Raw genomic sequence first — 26,180 nt, forward strand, 5'->3', positions numbered from 1 at the left:
GACAGTCGGAGGCGGTATGACGATCCGGCTGGCGCTGACCCTTCCCGGTGGCGTGGCGTTGGGCGCCTTCGAGGCGGGCGCCCTGGCCGCGCTGGTCGTGGCGGTCGGTGACCTGTGCGAGGGCGACGAGCCGCAGGCCTGCGTCGACCTGATCGGCGCCTCCTCGGCCGGCTCGCTGACCAGTGTCCTCGTCGCGCGTGCGCTGCTCGACGGACTCGACCCGGTGGACCTGCTGCGGCGCGCCTGGGTCGAGGAGGCCTCGCTCCCGGCACTGTTGCACGCGGCGTCCGGTCGCGCGCCGCTCTCCGGGGAGTCGCTGGAGCGTCTCGCCGGCACCTTCCTGCACACGCCGGGCCGGCCGGCCGGTCATCGGCAGTCGGTGCCGATCGTGGTCTCGGTGGCGCTGACCAACCTGCGCGGGCTCGCCTATCGCATGCCGGCCGGCGGCGAGCCGATCGTCACGTACCTGGATTGGGGTGAGTTCAGCGCCGAGCCGGCGCCCGACGGGGTCCGCTTCCGCACGCCGCCGGGCGTGTCCCTGCTGCAGCTCGTGCTGGCCTCCGCCGCCAACCCGGTCGGGTTCCGGCCCCGGCTCGTCTCCCGCGCGGCCGAGGAGGGCAGCTATCGGGCGGCGGGCGTGCAGAACTTCCCGGCGACCGGGTCGTTCTGGTACGCGGACGGCAGCCTGCTCAAACGCAAGCCGCTCGGCCGGACGATGCGCCTGGCGCGGGCCCGGCCCGACACCGGCAGCGCGGCGGACCGGCGCGTCCACGTGGTGCTCGAGCCGCTCCCGATCGCCGTCTCCGGCGGGCGGTCCTGGGCCGACCCGGCCGCACCACCGACCTGGCTGGCGACGCTGCGCCGGAGCGCGCAGATCATGGACGCCCAGTCGATCCTCGACGACGTGCGGGAGTCCCACGAGGTCAACGAGCGGTGCCGCGCCGTCGAGGTGCTGGGCCGCCATCTGTCCGGCTGCCTGGACGACCGTGGCCGCGAGGCTTTCCGGCAGGCCCTGGCGGAACTCGACGGTGGCGTGGGCTATCCCGCCGACGACATGCTGATCTTCGAGACGCTGGCCCGGGTCGCCGGCGTCGCTTCCCGCCAGGAGGTGCCGATCGAGCTGATCTCGCCCGATCTGGTGCCCGGCGTCCGCGAGGTCGGGCCGGGGCGGGTGCTGGCCGGCGACTTCCTGTTCCGCTTCGGCGGCCTGCTCGATCCCGGCCTGCGGCAGAGCGACTTCGACCTGGGCTACGCGGCGGTGCTCGGCTGGCTCGACGGGCGCCCGCTGGAGCGGTACGGCCTGCCCGCCGACGCCGCCGACAAGGCGACTCGCGCCGCGTACGAGGCGTACCGGCCGGGCGACGGGTGGCGGCGCGCGGGCGGCTCGGGGGTGCGGTCGTTGCCGTGGCGCGGCCGGTTCGCGGTGGCGCGGCTGCTCGGCCGGATGGGCCTCGTCGCCGCCCGAGACGCCCTGGCCCGGCGATGACGACCGCCGGGCTCGTCGGGCGGGCCATCGAGTGCCGTGCCGTCCTGCACCTGCTGGAGAAGGTTCGGCAGGAGCGTCACAGCCAGGTCCTGGTCATCCGCGGCGAGCCGGGGATCGGCAAGACCTCGCTGACCCAGTTCGCCTGCCGGGAGGCGACCGGCATGCTGATCCTCTCGGTCACCGGCACGCCGACCGAGACCGACCTGCCGTTCGCCGGGCTGCACGCGCTGCTTCAACCGCTGCTGGAGTTCCTGCCGGGCATGCCCGAGGGACAGCGGGCGGCGCTCGAGGCCGCGTTGGCGCTCGCGCCGGGTGCGCCGGAGAACCGGTTCGCCACGTACGCGGCGACGTTCAGCCTGATCACCACGGCGTCGGCGCGGCAGCCGATGCTGATCTGCGTCGACGACCTGCACTGGCTCGACGTGCCGACGGTCGAGGCGCTGTCGTTCACCGCGCGGCGGTTGCAGGCCGACCCGGTCGGCCTGATCATGGCGGAGCGCTCCGCGGCACGTTCCTCTTTGGACGTACGCCCGTTCCAGGTGATCAATCTGGGCGGCCTGATCGTGGGCGACGCCGTCCGGCTGCTCGACGAGGCCGGCACGCCGGCGATCGCGCCCGTGGTCGAGCAGCTCGCCCGGCAGACCGGCGGCAACCCGCTCGCCCTGCGCGAGGTGGCGGCGCAGCTCAGCGCCGCCCAGCGGTCCGGCACCGTGCCGGTGCCCGAGCCGCTGCCGGCCGGTCTGGCGGCGGAGGAGCTGTTCGCCGAGCGGATCCGGGGGCTGGGCGACGCGGCCCGGATCGGCCTGCTGGTGGCCGCCGCCGAACCGGCCGCCGAGCTGCGGATCCTGCTGCGCGCGGCGGCCGAGCTCGGCGAGCGGGACGACCTGTTCGACCAGGCGGAGAAGGCCGGCCTGATCCGGGTCGACGGGGTTCGCGTCCAGTTCCGGCACCCGCTGATCCCGTCGACCGTGTTCGCGCTGACCACCGACGCCGAGCGCCGGGCGGCCCATCGCGCGGTGGCCGGCGCGCTGGACGGCCCCGAGGACGCCGACCGGCGGGCCTGGCATCTCGCGCACGCCGCGACCGGCCGGGACGAGCAGGCGGCGCACGCGCTGGAGACCGCGGCCGCGAACGCCCGGCGCCGCGGCGGGTACGCGGCCGCCGCTGCGGCGCTGGCCCGGGCGGCCGCGCTGACCGAGGGGGCCGAGCCGCGAGCCGCCCGGCTGCGCGGCGCCGCCGAGAACGCGCGGGTCGCCGGGCAGGTGGAGGCGGCGATGCAGTACCTCGAGGTCGCCCTCGACCTCGCCACCGAGACCCGGCTGCGGGCCGAACTGATCCACACGCTCGGCCGCATCCACCTGTTCCACGGCCGGGTACGCCAGGCGGTGACCATGCTGGCCCAGGGCTCGGAGTTGCTCGACCAGCACGCCCAGCAGGCTGCCGATGCGATCGAGGCGACCTCGCTGCTCGCCGAGTCCGCCTTCGCGGCGCTGCTGGCCGGCCGGGTGGTGGAGTCGCTGGACATGGCCCGCCGGGCCTGCGACCGGGTGCCCGAGCCGGGCAGCTCGGCCGACCTCATCTCGCAGCTGATCCTCGGCACCGCCCTCTTCCACCTGACGCCCACCTCGGAGAGCCGCCGGGTGCTGGTCAACGCGGCCGCCATCGCGGAGACCAACATCGCCACCGTCGACCCCGAGTACGCCGTCTTCGCCGCGCTGGCACTGCTGTGGACCGGCCAGGTCGAGCGGGCCGAAGCGCTGCTGCGGCACGTCGAGGAGTACGCCCGGCGCAGCGTCGCGCTCGGCCTGCTGCCCTGCGTGCTCTACGGCTGGTCGTACGTGCGCGCCCGCACCGGCCGGTTTAGCGTGGCGAGCGCGCAGGCCGCGGAGGCGGTGGCGATAGCCGACGAGACCGGCGAGCACCTGTGGCGGTACTTCAACGGCGGATGCCTGGCGTACATCGCGGCGATGCGTGGCCGGGAGGAGGAGTGCCTCGCACACCTGGCCACGGTGACCGAGACCGCCCGGCGACTGGAGATCGAATACCCGGCCACGATCCAGGACTCGCTCGGCCTGCTGGCCCTCAGCCTGGGCCGCTACCAGGAGGCGATCGACCAGCTGGAGCCGGTCAACCGGGCCGGGCTGCGCGAGACCGGGCAGATCATGCTGGGCCGGCCGACCGCGTTCGACCTGGTCGAGGCGTACCTGCGGGCCGGCCGGCCGCTCGAGCCGGACCTCGCCGAGCAGGTCGACACGCTGAGCCGGCAGGACGAGTTCCCGGCCGTGGCGGCGCTGGCGATGCGCTGCCGGGGGCTGGACGCCGCCGAGGACTACGACGAGCTGTTCGCGGCCGCGTACCGGATGCACGACGCGGCCCCGAACGCGCTGGCCCGCGCCCGCACGGCGCTCTGCCACGGTGAGCGGCTGCGCCGCTCCGGCCGCCGGATCGAGGCGCGCCGGCATCTGCGCGCCGCGTTCGACGCCTTCACCCGGATGGACGCCGGGGTCTGGATCAGCCGGGCCAAGCAGGAGCTGCGCGCCGCCGGCGAGCGGGTGGTCCCGGCGGCGGAGGGGCTGGTGGCCCAGCTGACCCCGCAGGAGCTGCAGATCGCGATGTCGGTGGCCGGCGGGCTGAGCAACCGGGAGACGGCCCGGAAGCTCTTCCTCAGCGAGAAGACCGTCGAGTTCCACCTGAGCCGGATCTACCGGAAGATCGGGGTCCGGTCGCGGACCGAGCTCGCCCGGCAGATCCTCACCCAGTGACGCGTCACCTCTCGGTGGCGCCCGAGATGATCGCCTCGGCCGACCAGTCGGCGAACGCGGCGATGGTCAGGCTCGGGTTCGGCCCGACCGCGCCCGGCATCGCGGCGCCGTCCACCACGAACAGCCCGTCCTGCCCGAAGGCCTGGCCGTGCCGGTCGACCACCCCGCGCGACGGGTCCCGGCCCATCGGCGCGCCGCCGAGCGGATGCACCGTGGTGATCCGCCGCAGGTACCGCCACTGCGGGGTGTCCCGGTAGGTCGCGCCCAGCCGATCGCTGATCTGCCGCAACGCGTCCCGCAGGCCCCGGTGGTAGGCGCGTGACGACCGCCGGTTCCAGTCGATGCCCAGGTAGTCGTTGTCGCGTCCGCGCAGGTACATCGTGCCGTCCGGCACGTCCCGGCCCATCCCGAGCAGCGGCAGCGAGCTGGAGGTCAGCGTCGCCGGGCCGATCAGGTCGGCGAAGTCGGACCCGATCGACGAGTCCGGATTGGCGAACGCCCACGCCAAGAACCTCTTGATACCGAACTTGACCGCACGCCCCGGCAGGCCGAACCCGACCCCTTCGGTGAGCCAGTCGACGAAGGCCGGGTAGCCGCCGTCCTCGATGTAGTACCCGCGTCCGCGCGGATCGCGGGGATCGAACGGCACCTCGGCGGCCCCCGTGACGACCGGGCCACGATCGGCGTCGAGCGGCAGCGACGAGCCGTCCGCTCGCTTGGCCCGCAGCGCGAGCGCCAGGAAGTCCCCGTTCCCGGAGAAGCGCGTGCCGAGCGGCCCGCCGGGCTGGGGCGGGGCGAGACCTGGCAGGTTCCCGGCACGCTGGTTGCGCAGCAGCAGGTAGGTGGAGCCGAGCGCGCCCGCGGCCAGCACCACCCGCGGCGCCCGGACCTCGTGCGGCGTCGGGGCGGCCGCGTTGTCGGGGTCGTGCCGCACGTACCGCACGACGTACCCGCCGTCCCGGTACTCGATCTCCCGGACCTCGGAGAGCACCCGGATGTCGGCCTTGTTCCGGGCCAGCGACAGGTACGTGTGATCCAGCGAGTTCTTGCTGCCGTAGTTGCAGCCGATGTCGCACTCCCCGCACAGCCGGCAGGTGAGCCGCACGGTCGGCGGCCGCCCCGGCTGGTCGTGGACGTTGCCGAAGCTGGGCGCCGCGAGCGGCTCGCCCGGGTGGGCCGTCGCGTACCCGTTGGCGAAGCTGACCGCCAGCCGCGCCGGCTCCCAGTGCAGATCCGAGGAGTTGACGGCCTGCCGGAACGCGGTCACCTTCGGAATCGCATAACCCGGATCGGCGTACGGGTAGGCCGCGACCCCCATGATCCGCTCGACGCTCAGGTAATGCGGCTGCAGCTCCCGGTAGCTGATCGGCCAGTCCTCGCCGCCGTTCGAGCTCTGCACGAACCAGTCGGGCGGCTTGCGGAGCAGAACGTTCGCATAGATCAGCGAGCCGCCGCCGAGCCCGCTGGAGACCACGGCGTCGATGCCGCGGAAGGTCCAGATGTCGAAGAGGCCGTGCCGCCCCTCGTCCGGGCTCCAGACGGCCCGGCGTAACCCGGCCGGACTGCGCTCGAACGATCCCGGCGGGTAGGCCTTGCCGCGTTCCAGCAGGCAGACCTCCTGCCCGGCCTGGCTGAGCCGGTAGGTCATCACCGAACCGCCGAACCCGGAGCCGATGACGATCGTGTCGAATGTGTCCTGGCTGTTCATGGCTGTGATACCCCCACGGTTCCCGTTTCGTCGCTGTCAAGGAACCTCGGCGCAAACCGGGGTGGCAAGGCGTGCTCCAGGGAACGAGGGATTCCCGATAAGCAGTGCGGCCGGCCCGGTCGCGCCCCGAGGGGTACGACGGAAGCGGCTCGCGCGACGATCGAAGTTTACTGAGGAGGCCGCCCCATGTAGCCGGTTCGTCCGGGAGGTGACAGGCGCGACGGCCTACGGCAGCTCTTCGCCCCAGCGCGCGAACTGGGCCCTGGCCTGCCGCTCCGCGCGCGCGAGCAGGAGCGACCGGCCACCGGGCAGCCGCCCGAGACCCTGGCTGAAGACAAGGTTCGCCGCCACCCGCGACAGCGCGTACCACGGCGGCCGGTACGGCAGCCCGAGATCGCTCATCGCCCGCGGGCCGAGCAGCCAGCCGCCCACCGACAGCGCCCGCTCCCGCTCCCAGCGCCCGCGCCGGCCGGGTAGATCGTCGTACATGTGGATCAGGGCGTGCGCGAGGCCCACGCTGTTCCGGTCGGGCGGCGGGTCATAGGCCAGGAAGTGGTACAGCAGCCGGCGCCCCCGGCGTTCGTCGTGCGGGAGCCAGGCGTCGTCCACGCCCAGCAGCCAGCCCACATAGGACCAGAGGTGCATCACGGCGTGGCCGTCGGCCCGCGTCACGCGTACCCCCAGAAGGCGCAGGTGAAGCAGGAAGCTGGTGCTGAACACGCCCAAGGTCGAGGCCTGGTCGTACTGGTTGACCGGCACGCCGCGCTCGGCCCACGCCCAGGACGGGTCGGCCTCCAACTGGGCGTTGACCAGCGCGTGCATGAACCGTACGTGCAGGGTCAGCCGGAAGCCCTCACCGCCCGGCGCCATGCCGCCCGGCGCGGTCACCGCCCGCCACCAGAGCGTCGTCTCCTTGATCCGGCGCAGCGTCTCGCTCCCGGTGAGCCGCCCGGTACGCACCAGCGGCTCAAGCGCCGCGGCCGTGCGATACCCGCCGAGGAGGGAGCCGTAGGCCAGCACGAGCCCGGCGTCCATGCCGAACGCACGGCAGGCCCGCGCCCCGCGTTCGAGCAGCCGATCATCCACCCACGAAGGCCGCTCGCCCATGCCGGCGACGAAGGCCCGCACCTCCGGCGACTCACCCCGGCGCAGCTCCTTGACCCCGACGGCCTTCAGCAGCGCGGCGACCGGCTCGTCCCGCCGGGTCAGGCCGGCCCGCAGCGCCGCCAGCTCCTGCTCGGTCGGCGCGGCATCCGGTCCCGCGACCAGCCGCAACTGCCGGGCGGCCCGCTCACTCCACACCCGGTCAGCCCCGAATCGGCTTGGCATGACCTCAACGATAGGTGAGCAGCATCGACCTCAACCCGCCTCGGCGAGGACCTCGCGAAGCATCTGGGCCAAGTCACCCAGGAACCGGGCGGCCGCCTCATCCGACGGATCGTCGAGCACCCAGTTGCCCTCCCACGCGACCATCCGCGCCAGCGCGCCCGGCGCCGGGGGTGGATCGGCCAACACGGCCTCGAAGGCCGCCAGCTCGCGCCGCAGCTTGCGGGTGCTCACCTGCGCCGTCTGCCGCAGATCCGCGCGGATCTCGTCCAGGCTCTCCGCGTCGGCGACCTTGAAGCCCAGAAAGTCCCGCACGACGTCGATCGCGGGCGCCGAGTTCTGCTCCCGCATGCGTGCGCGGAGCGGTTCGGGAAGCTCGGACACGGCTGCCACCTTCAGGATCCGGACGGAAAGGTCGTGAGAATGTCGAGCCCACGGCGTTGCCGGCGACGATCTTGCCCTCATGCTCGCCGTCGAGGGCCAGGTCGCTGCGGATGCTTTCCCAGTTGTCCCGGATGTAGCCGTTGACCGTCCGGTTCATGGTGCCCGGGTCGGTCCACCGGTACGACATGTTCTGCGCGTTGGGCCAGGGCGGATCCCCGTAGATGCGCCCCTCGACCGTCCGGTTGCCGCTCTGCGGATTTGCGTCCCGCTGCAGCGGGACGGTGTGCCCGTGCCGGTCCTCGGTGTGCGCGCCGAGAACTCCGTGGGCGGCGTCGTTCGCGGCGATGTCGAATTCGGGCGGCTGGTTGCCGAGCTTGTCATAGACGTCCATGACCCTGGCTTCCTCAGGGTCGACGGGCCGGGACGAGTGCGCCGGAGTGCCGCCGCCGGTGGAGTCGGATGATCCGCCGCCCGCACCCGGCCGCCCCGCATGAATGACCGTGGTGACCGTACCCTCGGCCTGCGCGACGCTCCCGGCGCCGCCGTGCGGCCGCGGTGCGCCACCGCTTTCGTCGTGACCACCCGGCGGCGTGCCGCCGTCATCGCCCCCGGTGCCGTGGCCATGCGCTCTCGGCCGCCCAGTCACGCCGGCAACTGCTCGTCAAGACCGTCCACAGGGGCAAACTAGCAACCGAACGCGAACCGGCCGGAAGGCTCAGAACCAGACCATGCCCTGGCCGTGCGGGCGGCACCAGGCGAGCGGGCGGCCATCCAAGGCCAGCACGTTGTACAGCGTCTCGTCCGGCGGGTTCGGGAGGTTGTCGTACTCGAAGACGGTGGGATTCTCGATCGCGATCCAATGACCGGGCAGATCGCGTACGAGATCGGCAAAGGTTTTGCGCCGCGCGTCCGGCACTTGATAGAGCACCGAGCTGTGGAAGACGACGAGCGTGGCGTCCTGGGGCGCCCGCTCGGCCAGCGCGGGGAGATCGTCGACCAGGTCGCCCTCCACGAGCAGCGGGGGATCGGCCGCGGCGATGCGGGCGGCCGCCCTCAGCCGCTCGCGCCGGTGGTCGTGCTCCGGCCAGATCAGCGACTCGAGCCAGCGCCGGTCGGCCGGGTCGGTGATGTCGCGCGGGTGCAGATCGAGGCCGGCTCGCCAGACCACCTCGGGATGTCGGGTGGGCGGCCGGCGACCGGTCAGCGCGCAGTCCAGCAACGGCTCGCCGTGGCCCAGCCGTACCTCTCCGTATTGATAGGCGTAACGATCGGGGAAGAGATTGAGGCCCGCCGAGGCGCCGACCTCGAGCAGCGCGAGCGGCTGCGGCAGCTCGGCGAGCACCGGCAGCAGCAGCGCGCAGCGGCCGACCTCGTTGGTCTGGGTGGCCCGGGCCAGCATCTCGGCCGCGACGTCCGGCCAGCGCTCGGCGGTGAAGTCGAGGAACGCGCGCGGGTCGGTGACCGGGCCGTCCAGGAACCGCACGGCCGCGAACAGCAGATTCGGCTGACGCTTGGCGGGCGGGAGGGCATCCAGGCGGGCGATCATCTCGCGGTCGCGGGACACGGCAACCGAGAGGCTTTCGTACGCGGGGGAGACGTCACGACACTCCCGGGCCGCGAACTCGGCGTAGATCATGGCGGTGGACATGCGCCCATGATGCCGTGCGCGAACTATCCGCTGGGGGTGACTCCGGCGCGGAATGCGCGTGCGACCGTGGCGAGATGGCCAAACACAAGTCGGCGGACGCCGCCCCGGAGACAGCGCAGCCACTGCCTCGGATGAAGACCAAGGAGTACGAGCACGAGCTGCGCCGGCTGCATGGCGAGCTCGTGGCCATGCAGGAGTGGGTCAAGGGGGCCGGCGCCAAGGTGTGCGTCCTGTTCGAGGGGCGGGACACGGCCGGCAAGGGCGGGACGATCAAGGCGATCACCGAGCGGGTCAGCCCGCGCACCTTCCGGGTGATCGCGTTGCCGGCGCCCACCGACCGGGAGAAGTCCCAGATGTACCTGCAGCGGTACGTGCCGCACCTGCCGGGTGCCGGCGACGTCGTGATCTTCGACCGGAGCTGGTACAACCGGGCCGGGGTCGAGCGGGTGCTGGGCTTCTGCACGCCCGAGCAGTCCGATCAGTTCCTGCGACTGGTGCCCGAGGTCGAGCGGGCGATCGTCGAGTCCGGAGTGATTCTGATCAAGTACTGGCTCGAGGTCAGCGCCGACGAGCAGACCCGGCGGCTGGAGGGCCGGATCAACGACCCGCGCAAGGTCTGGAAGCTCTCCGACATGGATCTCAAGTCCTACAGCCGCTGGTACGACTACTCGCGGGCGCGGGACGAGATGTTCCGGACCACCGATACGGCCTGGGCGCCCTGGTACGTCGCGAACACCGACGACAAGAAGCGCGGGCGGCTCAACGTGATCACCCATCTGCTGTCGCAGGTGCCGTACAAGCCGCTGCAGCGCCGAGAGGTGACGCTGCCGAAACGCCAGAAAGCGGACGGGTATCGGGAGCCGGCCCTCTCGGTTCGGCACATTCCCACGCCGTACTGACGTTCTTGCTCCTGGCCGTCCGTTCCGGACATTGTTGTCGACGCGGTACGAAGTGGACTGGATACCTTCCTCACTATTCAGCGACGCGTTAAACGTCTTGAGCCCGGCCGGTGGTTGCGGCGATCGTCGTTGGGTCGAGCCGGCCACCGGGCGTGCAGGCCGCCGTGGCGGTTGGTACTACGGGGGATCGTCCCAGCGAGGGCGCGTGCGGCGGCGGCTCGACGGGCGCGGCCGCAGCCCCCGCGGCCGCGCCCCATTTCTAGGGTTGAGCCCACTTTGTCGGAGTGGGTGACCGCGCCGTGCCCGGATAAGCTCGCACCCTTGAGCTGATCCGGAGGGGCCGACGTGCTGCGCGTCATCTTCACACCGGACGACATCGGCCGTGTCCGCATGGCCGCCGATCCGGACCCGATGTGGGAGACCGTCTACAGCGTCTTCCGGCTGATGCGGCCCGGCCAGACCCCGATCTTCGGGGCGTGGCGCGACCAGGTCGTGCGGCACACCCGCCGAGCCGACCTGGACATCCTGTTGCCGCTGGTCCGCGGGGCGTACTATCCCGACTTCCTGACGCCCGCAGAGGGCCGGCTGGGCCTGCCGTACGCGATCGAGGCGCTCCTCGCCACGCCGGCCGCCCGCCTGCGGCAGGACATGACCGAGCTCGCCCGGCTCGGCGAGCCCACGCCGTGGTGGATGCGGCGGCTGGCCGAGGGCGACCGGGCGGTGCTCGAGCGGGTGGCCGCGGCGATGCGCTCGCATCACGAGGTCGCGGTGGCCCCGTTCTGGCCGGACGCGCAGGCCCACGTCGAGGCGGACCGGGCCCGCCGCGCCCGAGCCCTGCTCGACCACGGCGTCGAGGGTTTGCTGGAGAGCTTCCGCCCGATGATGCGCTGGAGCTCGCCGGTGCTGGAGGTGGACACCCCGTTCGAGCAGACCATCGCCCTGGACGGCCGGGGCCTGGTCCTGATCCCGTCGTACTTCTCGTGGGGCGCCCCCGACGTGCTGCGCGACCCGGACCTCCCTCCCGTGCTGGTCTACCCGGTCGAGCGCGATCCGGCCCTGTTCCGAGCCGCGAGCCCGGCTACCAACGGCGGCTCGGTGGCCGCGCTGATCGGCCAGACCCGCACCTCGGTCCTGGAGTCGATCGGCGACGGCAGCACCACCTCCGAACTGGCCCGCCGCGTCGGCGTAAGCGCCGCCTCGGTCAGCCAGCACACGGCGGTCCTGCGCGAGGCCCGCCTGATCCAGACCAGCCGAGTCGGCAAGGCAGTCCTGCACACCATCACACCCCTGGGCGCCGCCTTGCTCGGCGACCGCCCGGCGGAGGACGCAGCAGCCCGCCGCCGGCCCGCCTGACCCGCACCGCCCGTATGGCCCACGCCCGCCGCGCCCAGGGCCGCCCGTCTGGCCCGCGCCCGCCTTCCCGAGGCCCGCCCGTCGGGCCCGCGCCCGCCTTGCCCAGGGCCGCCCGTCTCGCTCACGCCTGCCTTGCCCAGGCCCGCCCGTCTCGCTCACGCCTGCCTGCCCGGCCCTGCGCCTGCCTGCCCGGCCCTGCGCCTGCCTGCCCGGCCCTGCGCCTGCCTGCCCGGACCCGCGCCCGCCCGGTCTGGCCCGCCCCCGGCCGCGTTGCCCGAGCGCTGCCTTCGTCCTGTGGCCGTGCTGCCTGCGCACTCCGGTTCTCGTGCCCGTTTTGGGCGTGGCCGCCTTGCCGGGCGGGTTGGCGGCGGCCGGTTAGGCTCGCCGCATCATGAGGCTCGTTCGGCGGCGCCGCCGCCTACTCCTGGTCGCCGCCGTCGCGATCGCCGCCCTCGTCCTGGTCAGCGCGCCCTGGGCCTGGACCGTACTCGCCGCCCGCGGCCACCTCCACTCAGAAGCCGACGCGCCCACGGCCGAGGTAGCGATCGTCCTCGGCACCGAGGTGACCGTCGACGGCCGCCCCTCCCCGCGCCTGGCCGGCCGCCTGGAAACCGCGGCCGCCCTGGTCCGGGCCGGCAAGGCCCGCGTGGTCCTGGTCTCGGGCGACAGCAACGGCGGCTCCGGTGACGAGCCCGCCGCGATGGCCGCTTACCTGACCGCCCTCGGCGTGGACACCCGCCGCATCGTCACCGACCCACACGGTCTCGACACCTACGACACCTGCATCCGCGCCCGCGACGTCTACGGCGTCACCCGCGCCCTGGTCGTCACGCAGTCCTTCCATGTGGACCGCGCCGTGACCCTCTGCCGACATCTGGGCATCGACGCCGAGGGGGTCGTCGCCCGCTGCCATTGCCCGGCCACGCTGCTGGTCGAGAAGTCCGTCCGCGACTACTTCGCCAGCGGCAAGGCCGTCTGGGACACCCTGCGCAACCGGTCACCCGCGATCTCGTCGCCCCGGAACACGGCCATCCAACAAGCACTTCAGGACTGACTCATCACCTCCGCTCTCATCGCATCCGATCAGAAGTCGGCCACGAGATAGGGCATCTCGCGGGGAAACATCGTGGACAGCGTCGGGACCGCCGCCGGCGGGATCTCACCCAGACCGCGGGCGAGGACCTCCACCGGGTCGAGCACCCCGTACACAAGCCCGCTGAAGCCCGCCGCACTCAGGGTGACCGACGGTGCGTCGCCCTTGGCGACCGTCAGGGCGCCGCCGGCCGACTCCAGCCGCCAGACCCCGCCGATCAACTCGTCGTCGGGGATCTCGATCGTGATCGCGCCCGGCCCGACCGGCGTGCCGGCCAGCGCCTCCACGTCGAGCACCCGAACCATGGGGGCGTTCTTCGTCGGATTGGCGACTCGTCCCCGGGTCGACACCTGCATGTCGGTGCCCCACAGCTCGGGCACCTCGTCGGTGCTGAGCCTCACCACGACCTGGGCGACCTGATCGACGTGCCGGGCGAAGAACTGCAGGAGCAGCGCCCGCCCCAGCGACCCGGTGCAGAGCAGGTCGGATGCGATCAGGTCGCCGCCGTGCCGATCCACCCGGTAGCGCACCGCGCCCACCACCTCGCCGCCGGCCCGGGCCACCGCGACCCAGAACTTGTCCTCCCGGAACTCGGCCGACCGCACGTCGTCGAAGACGGCGAACCCGTGCCGCCGGGTGAGCAGCTGCTGCTGCAGCCCCTCCCACGCCGCGAAGCCCTCGCTCGTCGGCAGCCGCTCGACCTCGCCCGGCAGGTCGGCCCGCAGCAGGTGCGCCAACCCCTCGGGCGCGAATGCCGCCGTGCGATGCCGCGGAATCCCGACGAACCCGAACCGCGCGTAGAAACTCGGGCGGAAGGGGTACAGCGCGCTCACCGCACAGCCCTCGTCCCGCGTCTGACGCAGCAGTCGCTGCAACAGCTCACGCACCAGCCCGCGGCGCCGCGCCATCGGGTGCGACGAGACCGACGCCACACCCGCCATGTCGTGCACCAGGCCGCGAACGTTCTGCCGCATCGGGAGCGCGGCGACGCCGGCCAGGGTCTGGCCGTCCTCCTCGGCGATCAGCGTCGTGGTCGTCTCGAAATAACGCATCCGCCGGCGGTAGGCCTCCTCGTCCTCCGCCGACCACGGTGAGGGCATGAACGCGTACGCCTGCAGCGGGAACATCGTCGCGGGCCGCTCGGCCGCCGTGATCTGCCGGAAGTTCATGGAGCCATCCAACACCGCCCGGCCACCGGCGCGCTCGCAAGTTTCTCCGGCTGTGGATAACCCGGGAAGCCGCAGCTCCCCACCTGGCACGGCACGCCGACGGACACCCCGGTTTGGCAAGCCGCCCGGCGACAGGCTAAGGTTTCATCCGTCGCCGGGGAGTGCAACGCCCTCCGGGAGACACGCGGACGTAGCGCAGCTGGTAGCGCATCACCTTGCCAAGGTGAGGGTCGCGGGTTCGAATCCCGTCGTCCGCTCGGAGAGGCCTTCACAGGTTTGTGCAGGGCTGACTCGGTGGAGTGGCCGAGAGGCGAGGCAACGGCCTGCAAAGCCGTGTACACGGGTTCAAATCCCGTCTCCACCTCGGCGAAAGCCAAGGGCGATTGGCGCAGCGGGAGCGCGCTTCCTTGACACGGAAGAGGTCACTGGTTCGATCCCAGTATCGCCCACCATCTACACCTGCAGGTCAAGTGGCCCGTTACCGATCATCCGGTAACGGGCTTTCTGCTTTTCCGGTCCTTACGGTGGGAGCATCGGCCGCTCCCAGGGTGGCAACTTCCGTTTCCCGATCGGTGAGCACTTCCTGGTTCCCAACGTTGTCACGGCGAAACGGGGAGCGGTTCTGCTCCCAGCGGGTTTGCAAGCCGGCGACGAGTCGTTGCTCGACGGCGGCGCTGACGTGGCTGTAGATCTCGCGGGCCCCGGAGGCCTGTGGCCGAGCCGTTCGGCTTGGGCAACCTCGGGGGCGCCGTCCTCGATGAGCCAGGTTTGTGACTGTGGCGAAGGTCGTGGAAGTGCGGCCGCGGACGATCGCGGGGATGCCGCCCTCCGGGTTCCCCTCGACGGCGGATGCCAGTGCCGGCGGTGGAAGCTGACGCTGCAGGGCCGCGAGTTGATGCCGCAGGGCGAGGATCGCGGTCGCTACCAGGCAGCAGTCGCAGCAACACGAACGTGTTCGTGATCCCGACGTACGCCAGTCGCAGCAACACGACCCGGCGGTGGGCGGGCAGGGCACGGCGAGCCAACGCAAGATCATTACTTGCCGTCGGAGACGGCTCTGAACAGCACGGACCGCCGTGTCGCAGGCGATCGGCCGAGCCAATGCCCATCCGACACAAGCCGCACAGTGGATCTGCACCAGACCTGGAAGCGGAATGTGTCCGGTGTCACAATACTTTGGACAGTGAACCAGCAATGTGGTTCCGGTACCGAGAAGTAGTGCGAACGCCGAAAGCATCCCGTAGATTGTGCCTGCGGCACATTGGCGTCGTCGAATGGTAATACAGTGGCTCTACTTGAAGCTGAAAACTTGACGAAGGTGTTTCGGAGGGCCGACCGCCGGCCCGGCCTCCCGGCTGCAGTAAAGCACCTCGTACAGCGCCGGTTCACATATCACACCGCCGTCGACCACATCAATCTTTCCATCGAGGCCGGCGAAGCCGTCGCCTATGTCGGTCCGAACGGAGCGGGCAAGTCCACCACCGTAAAACTGTTGAGCGGTATTCTTGAGCCCACCGAGGGTAGCGTCCGGATCAATGGCCGGGTACCGCAGCGCAGCCGGCGCGCGGTGGCTCAGGAGATCGGTGTGCTGTTCGGGCAGCGTACGCAACTCTGGTGGGATCTGCCGGTCAGCGACTCCCTGTCCCTATTGCGCGACATCTATCGGGTCGACCAGCACACCTATCAGGCACGCCTGCGGAACTTGGACGACGTGCTCGGCATCGGCGAGTTCATGGGTACCGTCGCGCGCAAGCTCTCACTAGGTCAGCGGATGCGGGCGGACCTGGCCGCCGCACTGATCCACGGTCCCCGGATCATTTATCTCGATGAGCCGACGATCGGCCTCGATCTGACCGTCAAGGACCGGGTGCGAGAGTTCCTGCGCAGTCTCCGCGACGACGGCGTCATGGTCATGTTGACCAGTCATGACCTGGCCGACATCGAAGGCTTCTGTCGCCGCCTGGTGATCATCGACGATGGCCGGATCATCTTCGACGGCGCCCTGGATGCGGTGAAGGACGAGTTCGCCCGCGAGCGGGTCCTCCACATCCGAACCGCGTCCCCCGCCGACCTAGGGCCGTTGCGGGCGGCCCTTCCCAAGGCTGACGTCTCCGTCGGAGACACGGCGACGACCGTCTCCGTGCGCTTTGATCGATTCGTCTTGACTGCGGGGGAGGTCGTGGAGGCGACCGGCGCGATCGCCAATGTCGTCGACTTCAAGCTCGACGAGCCGACCATCGAGGACGTCATCCGCCGGGTCTACTCCGGCGAGCTGGTCCTGCGGACGGGAACGCCGGCGACCGCGGAAAGCAGGCCGGCGTGAAGGCTTACGCGGCCCTGGCGCGCACCTCGGCGAGAAGCGCGCTCACCTATCGTATGGCGTTCGTGCTCAGCCTTTTCGGCGTGCTGTTCCAGTTCATCTCGATGCTCGCGGTATGGCGTGTCCTGCTGACCGACTCCTCTGTGCGCGCTCTCAGCTGGGAGCAGATGCGAGGATATCTGCTGGTCGCTTTCGCATCCGGCGTCCTGATCGGCCTGTACGCCGATTTCCGGATGATGTTCCGGATCAAAGGTGGCGACGTGGCCTTGGACCTCGTCAAACCGGTCGGCTATCAGGAGGCGCGTTTCGCCGAGGTGCTCGGTGCGCTCTGGATCGAGATCCTCGTGGTTGCTCTCGTCGGCGGCGTCATGACACTGACGGCCGAGGACATGATATGGCCACGCAACGGTCAACTGGCGCTTTTCGCGATCAGCATGGTCCTGTCGGTACCGCTCAAGTTCATTATTTTGTACTCCTTCGCGCTCGGCTGTTTCTGGACACAGAACTACATGGGCATCCAATGGGCCAGGATCGCCATCGTCAATCTGTTCTCGGGCGCCTTGATTCCGCTCGCATACCTTCCGCACTCGCTCGCCGTCGTGGCCGCCTGGTCGCCCTTCGCGGGGCTCGTGTCCACTCCCGCGTTGATCCTGGTCGGCGGGGCCACCGGCCGACACGCGACCATGCTCGTCCTGGCCGAACTGTGCTGGCTGATCGTCCTCTGGTTCGGTGCCAAACTGGCCTGGCGGGTGGCTGTCCGCCAACTCACGGTGAACGGCGGATAGGCGTGACCAGGATCGTTCGCATATATTTTCGCCTGTTGACCGCCCACCTGCGGGCCATCCTCGAGTACGAGTCCGACTTCTGGGTCCTGGCCGGCGCCACTTTCCTGACGCAGGTGGTGAACCTCGTCTTCCTGTCCGCCATCTTTGCGCGCGTGCCCACGCTGCGCGGCTGGTCCTATTGGGCGGTAGTAACGATGTTCGGGCTCGTCGCCCTGACCGAGGGTGTCGGCTCCTTCTTCTTCGAAGGCACCTGGCGCGTCGCCGAAGCGATCAACAAAGGCACCCTCGACTACATGATGGTGCGGCCCTATCCGGTGGTGCTGCAGCTCACCAGCTCGGAGATCGGCATCAATGGGCTCACCAACATGCTGGCCGGGTCAATCATGATCGGTGTGGCGCTGGCCAAAGCCGATATCTCCTGGTCCGCCGAGCGGGTGCTACTCGGGCTCGTCCTCCTGATCAGCGCCATCATCATCAAGCTGGCGATCAACCTGGCCACCAACTCCGTGTCCTTCTGGTTGAACAGCCCGAGCGCGATGTTCGCGACGGCTATTCATCAAGTCGGTGAGCTGGCGAAGTTCCCGCTGACGATCTATCCGGCCGGTTTGAAGGTGGCGTTGGGCGTCATCATCCCGTTCGCCTTCATCACCACCTTCCCGGTCGGATTGCTGCTGCAAACCGGCCCCGTCTTTTGGTTGGGCCTCCTGACGCCGGTGGTCGCCGTGTACTGCCTCACCGTGGCGCTGGCGGCTTTCTTCAACGGCCTGCGTCGCTATGAGAGCGCCGGAAACTGAGAGCGCATGCGATGAAACCTCGAGAGCCGTCCTCCCTATCGGCGAGCGATCACGTAGGACACCAGCCGAGGAGTATCCGGATCATCGTGGCGGACCACCGTGATGGCGTCGGCCACCAACTCGTGCCGGCGAAGCACACTTGATATCTCGTCCAGCTCGATGCGGTGACCGTTCACCTTGACCTGGTTGTCGCGTCGGCCCAGCATGACGAACTCACCGCCGGCGTTGAGGCGGGCCACGTCGCCCGTGCGGTAGACACGCTCGCCACGCGGACCGGTGACGAAGCGCTCCTCGGTCATCGCCGGGAGTCCGTGATAGCCGAGTGCTACGCCCGCACCCCCGATGCAGAGCTCACCGGGCACGCCCAGCGGACACTCTCGCAGATTGTCGTCGAGCACCCAGACGGTGGTGTTGTCGATCGGGCGGCCGATCGGCACCACCGTGCTGTCGCTACGTGACAGCGGGGTGATCAGCGACCACACCGTCGTCTCGGTCGGTCCGTACATGTTCCACGCCTGCTCCGCCACGGTGAGCAGTTGATTGGCCAGACCTCGAGTCAGCTGTTCCCCGCCGCACAGGGCCAGGCGCAACCGCACCGGCTCACCGCTCGCCACCAACTGTTTCCAGGTGACCGGGGTGGCCTGCATGACCGTGACGCCCGCCGAGGCGATGAGCGCGGCAAGCCGGTGCGGATCGACCGCGTCCTCCGCGGACGCGATGACCACCGTGCCGCCGACCGTCAGCGGGAGAAACAGTTCCAGTACGGCGATGTCGAACGACGGGCTGGTCAAAGCCAGAACCACGTCGTCCGCGGCGCAACCGGGAGCCCGCGCCATCGACGCCAGGAAGTTGACCACGGCGCGGTGAGGCACCACGACACCCTTCGGATTCCCCGTCGAGCCGGAGGTGTAGATGAGATAGGCGGGATCCTCCGGCGCTGTCGCGGCGCGTTCGGCCGGCGGCGGCGAGGGCGGTTGCGGGGCGGACGCGGACGGACACCACCCATCCGACTCGGACGCGGACGGACACCACCCATCCGACTCGGACGCGGACGGACACCACCCGCCCGGCTCGGATGCGGCCATGATGTCGCCGATCCGCAGCACGGGCAGGGCGGGCACATTCAGCTCGTCGGCCAGATCGGCGACGTCCGTCACGATCAGACAGGCCTCGGCGTCGATCAAGACGTACTCGGTGCGCTGCCTTGGGTACAACGGGTCGATCGGCAGGTATGCGCCACCTGCCTTCCACACACCCAGCATGGCGGCGAGCATCTTCCACGAGCGGTCGAGGTGCAGCGCCACCACGGAGCCGGCCTTGGCCCCGCTCGCTCGGAACGCGCTTGCCAACCGATCGGAAAGGACATTCAGCTGCGCGTACGTCAGAGTGGTGGACCCCGCCCGTACGGCGATCGCGTCGGGCGAACGCAGGGTGGTCGCGGCGATGAGGTCGACGACACCGGCGGCGCTCGGCGGCGGCGTCGGCGGTGCGGCGGCGAGTCTCTCCAGCAGCTGTCGCTCCGCCCGGTCGAGGAGCGGCAGACGGCTCACCGGTTCGGACCGGTCGGTCACGGCCGCGCTCAGCAGCGTCCGGAAACGAGACAGCCAGCGCGGCGCCGTCGGCTCGTCGAAAAGGTCGGCATTGCACCGCACCTCGAAGCGCAGCGCTTGTTGATCTTCGCTCTCGGACACCGTGAGCGTCAGGTCCGTCTCGACGTACGGAATGTCGATCGGCACGGACGAGGTGTCCAGGCCGTCCAGCTCCAGCGTCCTCGCGGTCGCGTGATTGAGCATGGTCTGGAAGAACGGTGTCACGGCGAGACTCCGCTCCGGTTGTAGTTCCGCCACGAGCCGGGTGAGCGGAACCTGACGATTCTGCAAGGCGCCGAGCAGCGCCCGGCGAGCCTGTTTCAGCAATTGGTCGAACGAGTCCTCGCCGTCCACCTGGATGCGGACCGGCAGCACGTTCATCAACGGGCCGACGAGCCGCTGCGTCTCAGCCCGGTCGCGTCCCGAAAACGGCATGCCTATCACCAGGTCGGAACCGCCACCGTGGCGATACAGAGTCGCGGCCCACGCCGCGGCGAGCAGCATCGTCAACGACACGCGTGAGTCGCGGGCGGATGCGCGAACCGCGGTCAGGGCGGGCCCGGCCAGGGTGGCGGTGGCCACATGTGCGCGCCGGCCGGGCCGGGCGGGCCGGCTGTGGTCCGTCGGGATGCTGAGTTGCGGCGGTGCCCCGTCCAGGGCGGCCCGCCAGTAGGCGATGTTCTTGGCCCACTGGTTTCCCGCCGCCTGATCGCGCTCGCTCTCGACGTGGTCCGCGAACGTCATCGGAAGCGGAGCCGCTGTCCACGTCTCGTCGCACAACCCGGCGTACGCCGCCGTGAGGTCATCGTAGATCACGTTGATGCTGAAGCCGTCGGCGACGATGTGGTGGACCACCAGGACCAACAGGTAGTGGCCGTCGCCGATCCGGGCCACCCCGGCTCGCATGGTCTCGGCACGGCCGAGGTCAAAGGTGCGTTCGGCGAGGGTGCGTGCCCATTCCAGCGCCGCATCCAGCGAGTCCGCCTCCGTCGTCTCCCACAGCGGCGTAGCCACGTCCCGCACGGCCGCGGACAGCTCCCCGTCGATCTCGTGAAAGGCAGTTCGCAGGGGCTCGTGCCGGTCCGCGACCGCCTGCACTGCCCGTCGAAGACGCGGAACGTCAAGTGCACCGCTTATCTCGGTGGCGGCGGCGAGGTGCATCGCGGAACCACCGAGCTGTAGTTGCTCCAGCAGCCACATCCACTGCTGGGCGATGGCGATCAGCCCCTTACCCGGCATTTCGCGCCTCCCTGATGTAAGTGGCGATCGCCGAGACGGTGGGTTGCTCGAAGAGCACGCCGGCCGGAACCTTCACCTGATAGCTCTTGCGCACCTGCGCCGCCATGCGCATCAGCTGCAGCGAATGGCCGCCCAGCCGGAAGAAGTGGTCATGGATGCCGACGGAGTCGAGGCCGAGGAGATTCGCCCAGATCTCCGCCAGGCCGCGCTCCACCTCGTCGCCGGCCTCCGCGTCCCCCGCCCCGGCCGTGCCTGCGGTCGCCGGCGCGGGCAGCGCGGCTGTGTCGATCTTCTTGTTCGGCGTCAGCGGGAATTCGGTCAGCTCCACCACGGCCACCGGCACCATGTGCCGGGGCAGGTGCCGACGCAGGAATTCCAGAAGTTGCTCCTCCACGGCAGAGATCCCCTGTTCGTTCGCGGCTGACGGCGGACGGCACACACTCGGACCCGCTAAGCGGGCGTAGCCCGGTCCGGCGACGGTCTCGGAGGCGGGTCGGCCTGCTGCTCGAAGAGCTTGACCTGGTCCTCGAAAATCGGGGTCGCCAACACGTCGACCAGTTGTGGAATGGCGTGCCCGGACGACCGTAGCCCCGCGAGTAACCGCAGTGCGGATAGCGAGTCGCCGCCAAGATGAAAGAAATTCGAGTCGCCGCTGACGTCATCGACGCCGAGGATCTCGACCCAGGCGGACTTGAGGCCCTCGGTGATCGTCGGCCGCGTGGTCATCCCACCACCGCGGCCCGATGGCACCGCCCGTTTCGGTTCATGCTTTCTACCACGGCCGCGGATCGCCTCCCCCGTAATCGACGGTCGTCATCAGATCTTAGAGGAAACCGCATGTCACTGTCTGACGTAGGCGCGGGCGGTCGGCGGCCTTGCGATACATCTGGGTCGATGCGAATATAGGCGTTCGGATGCGGTCCGGTTAAATGGCATTGCACCGGCACGACCAACGGGGGATAGATGAAACTTCGCTTTGGTTGCTGTTGCCTGCGCGCCTACGCAATGCGCGCGCCGCACTACGACCAGGAATCTCACGGCGATACGGACGGATTTGCCGAGCGCGTCATCGCCCCGGGCCAGGGAAATTGCCGCAGGTCGAGCGGAGCGCGGCCGTGAGTGCCCTCAGTTGGCAGCCGCTCGGTGGAAGCGGAGACACCGTTCTGGCCATGGATTTCGCGGTTGGCCGCAAGGGCGCCGGCTTCGAGGCTGTCGCGGCGGGATTGAGCACGTCGTTCGCGGTGTTCCTGTCGACGTTTCAACCCGGCAGCCTGGAGTCGTTGAGCACGGGTCCGACGCCGGCCGCGGAGCGATTCACGCGCGACATCCGGACCTCGTGCGCAGGGCTTCCCCCGGTGCGTGCGGTCATCGGCTACTGCGCCGGCAGTGCGTTCGCCTGCCATGCCGCGGATACCCTGGCGGACGGCGGCCACCGCCCGCCGGTGGTGTTGCTCGACCCCGCGACCGCCACCCCGGCGACCATTTGGGAGCGCTACGTCGAGGCGATGAACGGGCTCAAGGAGCTGCTTCCCGCCGAGCGCATCGATCAGGAGCTCGCCCGGACGCCGCAGGACCCGGCGGCGGCACTGCCCGCTTACGCGGCCACGCTCGCCGGAACGTACCGCGCCCTCGTCACCGAAGCCTGTGACCTGCTGGGCGCCGCCGACCTTGCGGTGCAACTAGGCACACACGTCGCCGACGCGCTGCATTACCAGGCCGTCGCCGGCGCCATCGGCGGGAACCGCCGCGGCGCGGTCGTGTTCACCTCGAAGGGGTTCGTCCCAGAGCCACCGTACGCGCCCGCAGACGTCGCGTTCGACGTGGCTTATGCCGACCTGCTGCGAGACGACGCCGTGGTCCGCGCCGTGGTGGACGCCGTCAGCGCTGAGCGTGGCCCGCGATCACCCATCGGGCCGGTCGCGTGACAGCGCCGGCCACGCCCCGCGATTTCGACGTCTACACCACCTGTCCGGCCTCGGCCGACAACATGCCCGGCAAGGAATATCTGAACGCCGTCGTGGACGTCGCGCGCTGGACCGAGGAACACGGCTGCCGCGGCGCGCTGGTGTACACCGACAACACGTTGATGGATTCGTGGGCGGTGGCGCAGGCGGCTATCGCGGGAACATCCACGTTCGTGCCGCTGGTCGCCGTGCAACCGGTCTACCAGCACCCGTTCGTGGTGGCGAACACCATCGCGTCGTTGGCGAAGATGTACGAGCGTCAGGTCGACGTCAACTTCGTCGCCGGAGGTTTCCAGGGCCACCTCACCAGCCTCGGCGACACGCTCGATCACGATCAGCGGTACGAACGGTTGCGCGAGTACGCCGATATCGTGCAAAGCCTCATCAGCCAGCCGGCGACCACGCACAGCGGCCGGCACTACCAGGTGACGAGGTCCCGGACGAATCTGCGTATCGCCAAGCATCTGCGGCCGCGGTACTACGTCTCCGGGTCGTCGCCGGCCAGCGCCCGCACGGCAGACGACCTCCAGGTCGTGCAGCTCTCCTATCCCACACCGCCGGAGGAGTTCGTCGTGCGGCCGACGGCGCTGCGAGGGCGCCACGGCACCGGGGTGCGCCTGGGCATCATCGCGCGTGACACCGCCGAGGAGGCCTGGCGTGACGCGGAGCAGCGCTTCCCCGACGACGATCTGGGCCGGCAACTTCATGATCTGGCCCAGGCAACCGTCTCTTCCGTCTGGCATCACGAGCTTTCCGCCCGCGCCGACCAGCGGCTTACGCACGCCGACAACTACTGGCTTCGCCCGTTCCGCACGTACAAGACCTTCTGCCCCTATCTCGTCGGAAGCCACGAAGAAGTGTCCGCCATCCTGAGCTCCTACCTAGCGGACGGAGTGCGGACCATCATCTTGGACATCCCCGCGTCCTTCGACGACCTTGGCGAGGCGATGTCGGCGATCAGTAGGGCCGCGGCGATGGCGAATGGCTCCGACCGGGAGAAGTAAACGCGAGAGCGCCCGAGTCCCGGCCGGATAGGGTCGGCGCGTCGCTCAAGACCTCGCCGACTCCGCAATGGGGGCAGGAGGCGGATCAACTCGGGTCCCGCCACCGATGATCTGTTCCACCGCGTCGGCCACCCTGGGATCGGCAAGCAGATTCTCCCGGGCCACGGGAAAGACCGAGCTCGCGTGCCAGCCGGGGGGCAGTTGGTGCCCGGCGGAGGCGAGCACAACCGTATCCGCCGACGTGTCCGGCGGCGCGGCGACGACCTGCGCGGCCAGCACCAGATAGCTCAGGTACGAACGAAAATGAGCGGTCATCTGATCCGTCAGATCGTCCTCCACGCCGAGCAGCTCAGCAGCCCAGTGGACGACCCGTTCATACGCCGCGCCGACCGCCGACACCAGTGCGACCGGGTCACCGAGCGCCCGGTTCGCCGAGATGGCGGCGCGTGCGAGCGCGCGGGCCTCCGCCATCCGGGTAGGTTCGGTCACCTCGGCGAACGACTCGACGGCCGACTCGAAGTTCGCATACAACGCCGCACCGTCGATCAGTTGTGGATCGAACAGCACGACCGGCGGCCGGGTGCCCTGCCGCTCGGCGCAGATGTCGGCGAAGGCCGAAGCGAGCGAGCTGCCCGCACAGTATCCGAGCACACCGACCACGTGGAGATCTTGCTTTCGCAGGTCGTCCAGCCATGCGGCGACGTACTCCGCGGCCGCGTGCTCGAGCAGGTCACCGTTCCTTTGGTCGAAGACCGGCTCACGGACGGCGGGCCCGGGACCGAGCTCGCGGACGAGGTCGGCGAAGCTCGCCGCCCGTCGGCCCGGCCCGAAATCGACCGCGACGATCGTCCGATCATCGGTGCCCGTCCGCAGCTCACGCCACCGTACGCCAGTCATGATCCTCCCCCGCGAGTCGCCCGGAGTGCACGGCTTCCCAGCGAGCAGGAACTGCTCGAAAGACGCGAAGCCATTGGTTGATGCCTAGTTCGCAATGGTGAAAGCGGTCGTCCGGTTCTGGTAGCCGACGACTTTCCGCTGACGTGCATTTCTGCCCGAGCGATAAGGCGCGCGGCCGTTCCCGCCGATCTAATCGTCGATGGGCATGGGTTCCCAGCGGGTACCCTGCGGGGTGTCCACCAGCCGAACCCCGATCTCGGTGAGCTGGTTGCGAATCCGGTCGGCCTCGCCCCAGTCGCCACCCGCGCGGGCCGTGGCGCGCGCCGCGATCAGCCCTTCGATGTAATCGGGCGGCATGGCGATGTTCGTAGCGGTTGATACCTCGTCGGCCGACAGGACGCCGAGCTTGAGACCCAGCAGCCGCTCCGCGGCGGACGCCAGCAACGCCGCCTCGCCGTCCTCCAGCGAATCCAGGCGGAGGACGGCATTGAGCTCCGCGATCACCTTTGGCGTGTTGAGGTCCTCGGTGATGGCGTCGTCGATGGCGGCCAGTGCGGCCAGCGCTTCGGCGCTGCGCAGTCGTCCACGGACGACGTCGAGACCGGCCGCCTCCGGCAGGGGACCGAGCTGCGCGACCCGACCGAGCAGCCGGCGGTACCCGGCCGCGGCGGAGCGCAGACCCGCTTCGGTGAAATCGAGCTGACTGCGGTAGTGCGCGTTGAGGAGGAAGTATCGGTACACCATCGGGTGGTGGCCGGCGTTCATGAGGTCGCGCAGGATCGGCACCCGGCCGCTGGACTTCGCAATCTTGTTGCTGCCGAGCAGCACAAACTCGTTGTGCAGCCACATCGGCACCCAGTCACGGCCGTCGCCGAGGTAGGCCTCACTCTGGGCGATCTCGTTGACGTGGTGGATCTCCCGATGATCGACACCGCCGGTGTGGATGTCGAAGTGGTCGCCCAGCAGGCTCATGCTCATGACCGAGCACTCGAGATGCCACCCTGGCACACCCGGTCCCCACGGAGATTCCCAGTGCACCAGTCGTTTCTGTTCGCCGCGCTCGGCCCGCCAGACCGCGAAGTCGGCGGGCGACCGCTTACCGGCGACGGCCTCGAGGCGGTGCACATCGGTGTCCGCACTGCCCGGCCGACGAAGCGCCAGCCGGCCGTAATCCGGCATCCGGCTGGTGTCGAAATACAGGCCGGAGTCGAGCTGGTACGTGTAGCCCTTGCGTTCCAGAACCTGCGCGAACTCGATCATCTGCGGCACGTACTCACTGGCCCGCGGGTTGTGTGAGTGCGGTAGTACGTTCAGGTTGCTCAAATCGGTGAAGAACGCCTCGGTGTATTTCTTGGTCACATCCCACACCGATTGGTTCTGCGCGCGCGCGGTGACCTCCACCTTGTCTTCGCCGAGGTCGCCGTCGCCCACGGCGTGGCCGACATCGGTGATGTTGACGACCGAGGTTACGGTGACACCCTTGAACTCCAGCATGCGCCGGAGCGTGTCCGCGAAGACGTACGGGCGAAGATTCCCGAGGTGCGGGTCACCATAGACGGTCATGCCACAGGAATAGATGCCGACGTGGCCGGACGACGCCGGGGCCAGCTGCTGCATCTCGCGACCGAGGGAATTGAACAACCTCGGACGTGTTCCTTCGACCACTTCGCCGCTCCTCAGAATCATGCGCCATGCCGGCATCCAGGATGCCCCGACAGCGCCCACCAGCCTACACACTGAGTAGTGATCGACCGGCCCTC

General features: G+C 69.9%; 20 protein-coding genes and 3 tRNA genes. 13 read left to right on the plus strand and 10 right to left on the minus strand.

Going from position 1 to position 26,180, the window contains the following annotated elements; genetic code table 11:
* Nucleotides 1-16 precede the first annotated feature (16 nt).
* Complete coding sequence (locus ODJ79_RS19690; protein ID WP_263024952.1) at nucleotides 17-1,486, plus strand: patatin-like phospholipase family protein; 1,470 nt, start codon at nucleotides 17-19, stop codon at nucleotides 1,484-1,486.
* Nucleotides 1,483-4,248 carry a helix-turn-helix transcriptional regulator gene (locus ODJ79_RS19695; protein WP_263024953.1) on the plus strand — a complete coding sequence of 922 codons (2,766 nt, stop codon included), beginning with the start codon at nucleotides 1,483-1,485 and terminating at the stop codon, nucleotides 4,246-4,248. The genes ODJ79_RS19690 and ODJ79_RS19695 overlap by 4 nt, the downstream gene beginning before the upstream one ends.
* 4 nt (nucleotides 4,249-4,252) lie before the next feature.
* Here the strand turns inward: ODJ79_RS19695 and ODJ79_RS19700 are convergent, their stop codons facing one another.
* The 4 genes from ODJ79_RS19700 to ODJ79_RS19715 form a co-directional block, all read right to left on the minus strand.
* Nucleotides 4,253-5,956 (minus strand): GMC oxidoreductase, encoded by a 1,704-nt coding sequence (locus tag ODJ79_RS19700; RefSeq protein WP_263024954.1) that lies wholly within the window; start codon nucleotides 5,954-5,956, stop codon nucleotides 4,253-4,255.
* Between the two features lie 225 nt (nucleotides 5,957-6,181).
* Complete coding sequence (locus ODJ79_RS19705; RefSeq protein WP_263024955.1) at nucleotides 6,182-7,285, minus strand: oxygenase MpaB family protein; 1,104 nt, start codon at nucleotides 7,283-7,285, stop codon at nucleotides 6,182-6,184.
* Nucleotides 7,286-7,315: 30 nt separating this feature from the next.
* On the minus strand, nucleotides 7,316-7,666 hold the full coding sequence (locus ODJ79_RS19710; RefSeq protein ID WP_263024956.1) for a hypothetical protein: 351 nt from the start codon (nucleotides 7,664-7,666) through the stop codon (nucleotides 7,316-7,318).
* 715 nt (nucleotides 7,667-8,381) lie between these two features.
* The gene (locus ODJ79_RS19715) at nucleotides 8,382-9,314 is read right to left on the minus strand and encodes a DUF2332 domain-containing protein (RefSeq protein WP_263024957.1); all 933 of its coding nucleotides are present in this window, start codon (nucleotides 9,312-9,314) and stop codon (nucleotides 8,382-8,384) included.
* Between the two features lie 74 nt (nucleotides 9,315-9,388).
* Between ODJ79_RS19715 and ppk2 the strand changes: the two genes are divergently transcribed.
* The 3 genes from ppk2 to ODJ79_RS19730 all read left to right on the plus strand — a co-directional run bounded on the left by ppk2 (nucleotide 9,389) and on the right by ODJ79_RS19730 (nucleotide 12,620).
* The gene (gene ppk2 / locus ODJ79_RS19720) at nucleotides 9,389-10,213 is read left to right on the plus strand and encodes a polyphosphate kinase 2 (protein ID WP_263024958.1); all 825 of its coding nucleotides are present in this window, start codon (nucleotides 9,389-9,391) and stop codon (nucleotides 10,211-10,213) included.
* A 345-nt stretch (nucleotides 10,214-10,558) separates the two neighbouring features.
* On the plus strand, nucleotides 10,559-11,566 hold the full coding sequence (locus ODJ79_RS19725; RefSeq protein WP_263024959.1) for an ArsR/SmtB family transcription factor: 1,008 nt from the start codon (nucleotides 10,559-10,561) through the stop codon (nucleotides 11,564-11,566).
* Between the two features lie 391 nt (nucleotides 11,567-11,957).
* Complete coding sequence (locus tag ODJ79_RS19730; RefSeq protein WP_263024960.1) at nucleotides 11,958-12,620, plus strand: vancomycin high temperature exclusion protein; 663 nt, start codon at nucleotides 11,958-11,960, stop codon at nucleotides 12,618-12,620.
* Nucleotides 12,621-12,649: 29 nt separating this feature from the next.
* Here ODJ79_RS19730 and eis read toward each other — a convergent pair whose 3' ends face one another.
* On the minus strand, nucleotides 12,650-13,828 hold the full coding sequence (eis, locus tag ODJ79_RS19735) for an enhanced intracellular survival protein Eis (protein WP_263024961.1): 1,179 nt from the start codon (nucleotides 13,826-13,828) through the stop codon (nucleotides 12,650-12,652).
* A gap of 184 nt (nucleotides 13,829-14,012) precedes the next feature.
* On the opposite strand from eis, the gene ODJ79_RS19740 reads away from it, so the two are divergent.
* From ODJ79_RS19740 to ODJ79_RS19765, 6 genes are all read left to right on the plus strand, one after another.
* Nucleotides 14,013-14,085: transfer RNA gene (locus ODJ79_RS19740), tRNA-Gly, on the plus strand.
* A 36-nt stretch (nucleotides 14,086-14,121) separates the two neighbouring features.
* Nucleotides 14,122-14,192, plus strand: a tRNA-Cys gene (locus ODJ79_RS19745).
* Between the two features lie 13 nt (nucleotides 14,193-14,205).
* A tRNA-Val gene (locus ODJ79_RS19750) sits at nucleotides 14,206-14,280 on the plus strand.
* Between the two features lie 833 nt (nucleotides 14,281-15,113).
* Entirely contained in the window at nucleotides 15,114-16,151 is a 1,038-nt protein-coding gene (locus ODJ79_RS19755) for an ATP-binding cassette domain-containing protein (RefSeq protein ID WP_263024962.1), read from the plus strand.
* Nucleotides 16,148-16,933, plus strand: coding sequence for an ABC transporter permease (locus ODJ79_RS19760; protein ID WP_263024963.1), 786 nt, complete (start codon nucleotides 16,148-16,150; stop codon nucleotides 16,931-16,933). The genes ODJ79_RS19755 and ODJ79_RS19760 overlap by 4 nt, the downstream gene beginning before the upstream one ends.
* Nucleotides 16,934-16,968: 35 nt before the next feature.
* A complete protein-coding gene (locus ODJ79_RS19765) occupies nucleotides 16,969-17,727 on the plus strand; it encodes an ABC transporter permease (RefSeq protein WP_263024964.1) in 759 nt (252 codons plus the stop codon).
* Nucleotides 17,728-17,762: 35 nt separating this feature from the next.
* Here ODJ79_RS19765 and ODJ79_RS19770 read toward each other — a convergent pair whose 3' ends face one another.
* Genes ODJ79_RS19770 through ODJ79_RS19780 form a run of 3 tightly spaced genes read right to left on the minus strand, consistent with a single transcriptional unit; the run spans nucleotide 17,763 to nucleotide 21,281 of the window.
* Entirely contained in the window at nucleotides 17,763-20,555 is a 2,793-nt protein-coding gene (locus ODJ79_RS19770; RefSeq protein ID WP_263024965.1) for a non-ribosomal peptide synthetase, read from the minus strand.
* Nucleotides 20,545-20,949 (minus strand): phosphopantetheine-binding protein, encoded by a 405-nt coding sequence (locus ODJ79_RS19775; RefSeq protein ID WP_263024966.1) that lies wholly within the window; start codon nucleotides 20,947-20,949, stop codon nucleotides 20,545-20,547. Before ODJ79_RS19775 ends, ODJ79_RS19770 begins: the two co-directional genes overlap by 11 nt.
* A 56-nt stretch (nucleotides 20,950-21,005) precedes the next feature.
* A complete protein-coding gene (locus tag ODJ79_RS19780) occupies nucleotides 21,006-21,281 on the minus strand; it encodes an acyl carrier protein (RefSeq protein WP_263024967.1) in 276 nt (91 codons plus the stop codon).
* A 362-nt stretch (nucleotides 21,282-21,643) separates the two neighbouring features.
* On the opposite strand from ODJ79_RS19780, the gene ODJ79_RS19785 reads away from it, so the two are divergent.
* Together ODJ79_RS19785 and ODJ79_RS19790 are read left to right on the plus strand one after the other, a co-directional pair.
* A complete protein-coding gene (locus ODJ79_RS19785; RefSeq protein ID WP_263024968.1) occupies nucleotides 21,644-22,480 on the plus strand; it encodes a hypothetical protein in 837 nt (278 codons plus the stop codon).
* Nucleotides 22,477-23,523, plus strand: a complete 1,047-nt coding sequence (locus tag ODJ79_RS19790; RefSeq protein ID WP_263024969.1) for an LLM class flavin-dependent oxidoreductase — start codon at nucleotides 22,477-22,479, stop codon at nucleotides 23,521-23,523. The genes ODJ79_RS19785 and ODJ79_RS19790 overlap by 4 nt, the downstream gene beginning before the upstream one ends.
* Before the next feature lie 45 nt (nucleotides 23,524-23,568).
* On the opposite strand, the gene ODJ79_RS19795 is transcribed toward ODJ79_RS19790, so the two are convergent.
* On the minus strand, nucleotides 23,569-24,420 hold the full coding sequence (locus ODJ79_RS19795) for a hypothetical protein (RefSeq protein WP_263024970.1): 852 nt from the start codon (nucleotides 24,418-24,420) through the stop codon (nucleotides 23,569-23,571).
* A gap of 189 nt (nucleotides 24,421-24,609) precedes the next feature.
* On the minus strand, nucleotides 24,610-26,145 hold the full coding sequence (gene cysS / locus ODJ79_RS19800; RefSeq protein WP_263024971.1) for a cysteine--tRNA ligase: 1,536 nt from the start codon (nucleotides 26,143-26,145) through the stop codon (nucleotides 24,610-24,612).
* Nucleotides 26,146-26,180 lie beyond the last annotated feature (35 nt).

Source organism: Actinoplanes sp. KI2, from assembly GCF_025630775.1.
Classification (GTDB): domain Bacteria; phylum Actinomycetota; class Actinomycetes; order Mycobacteriales; family Micromonosporaceae; genus Actinoplanes.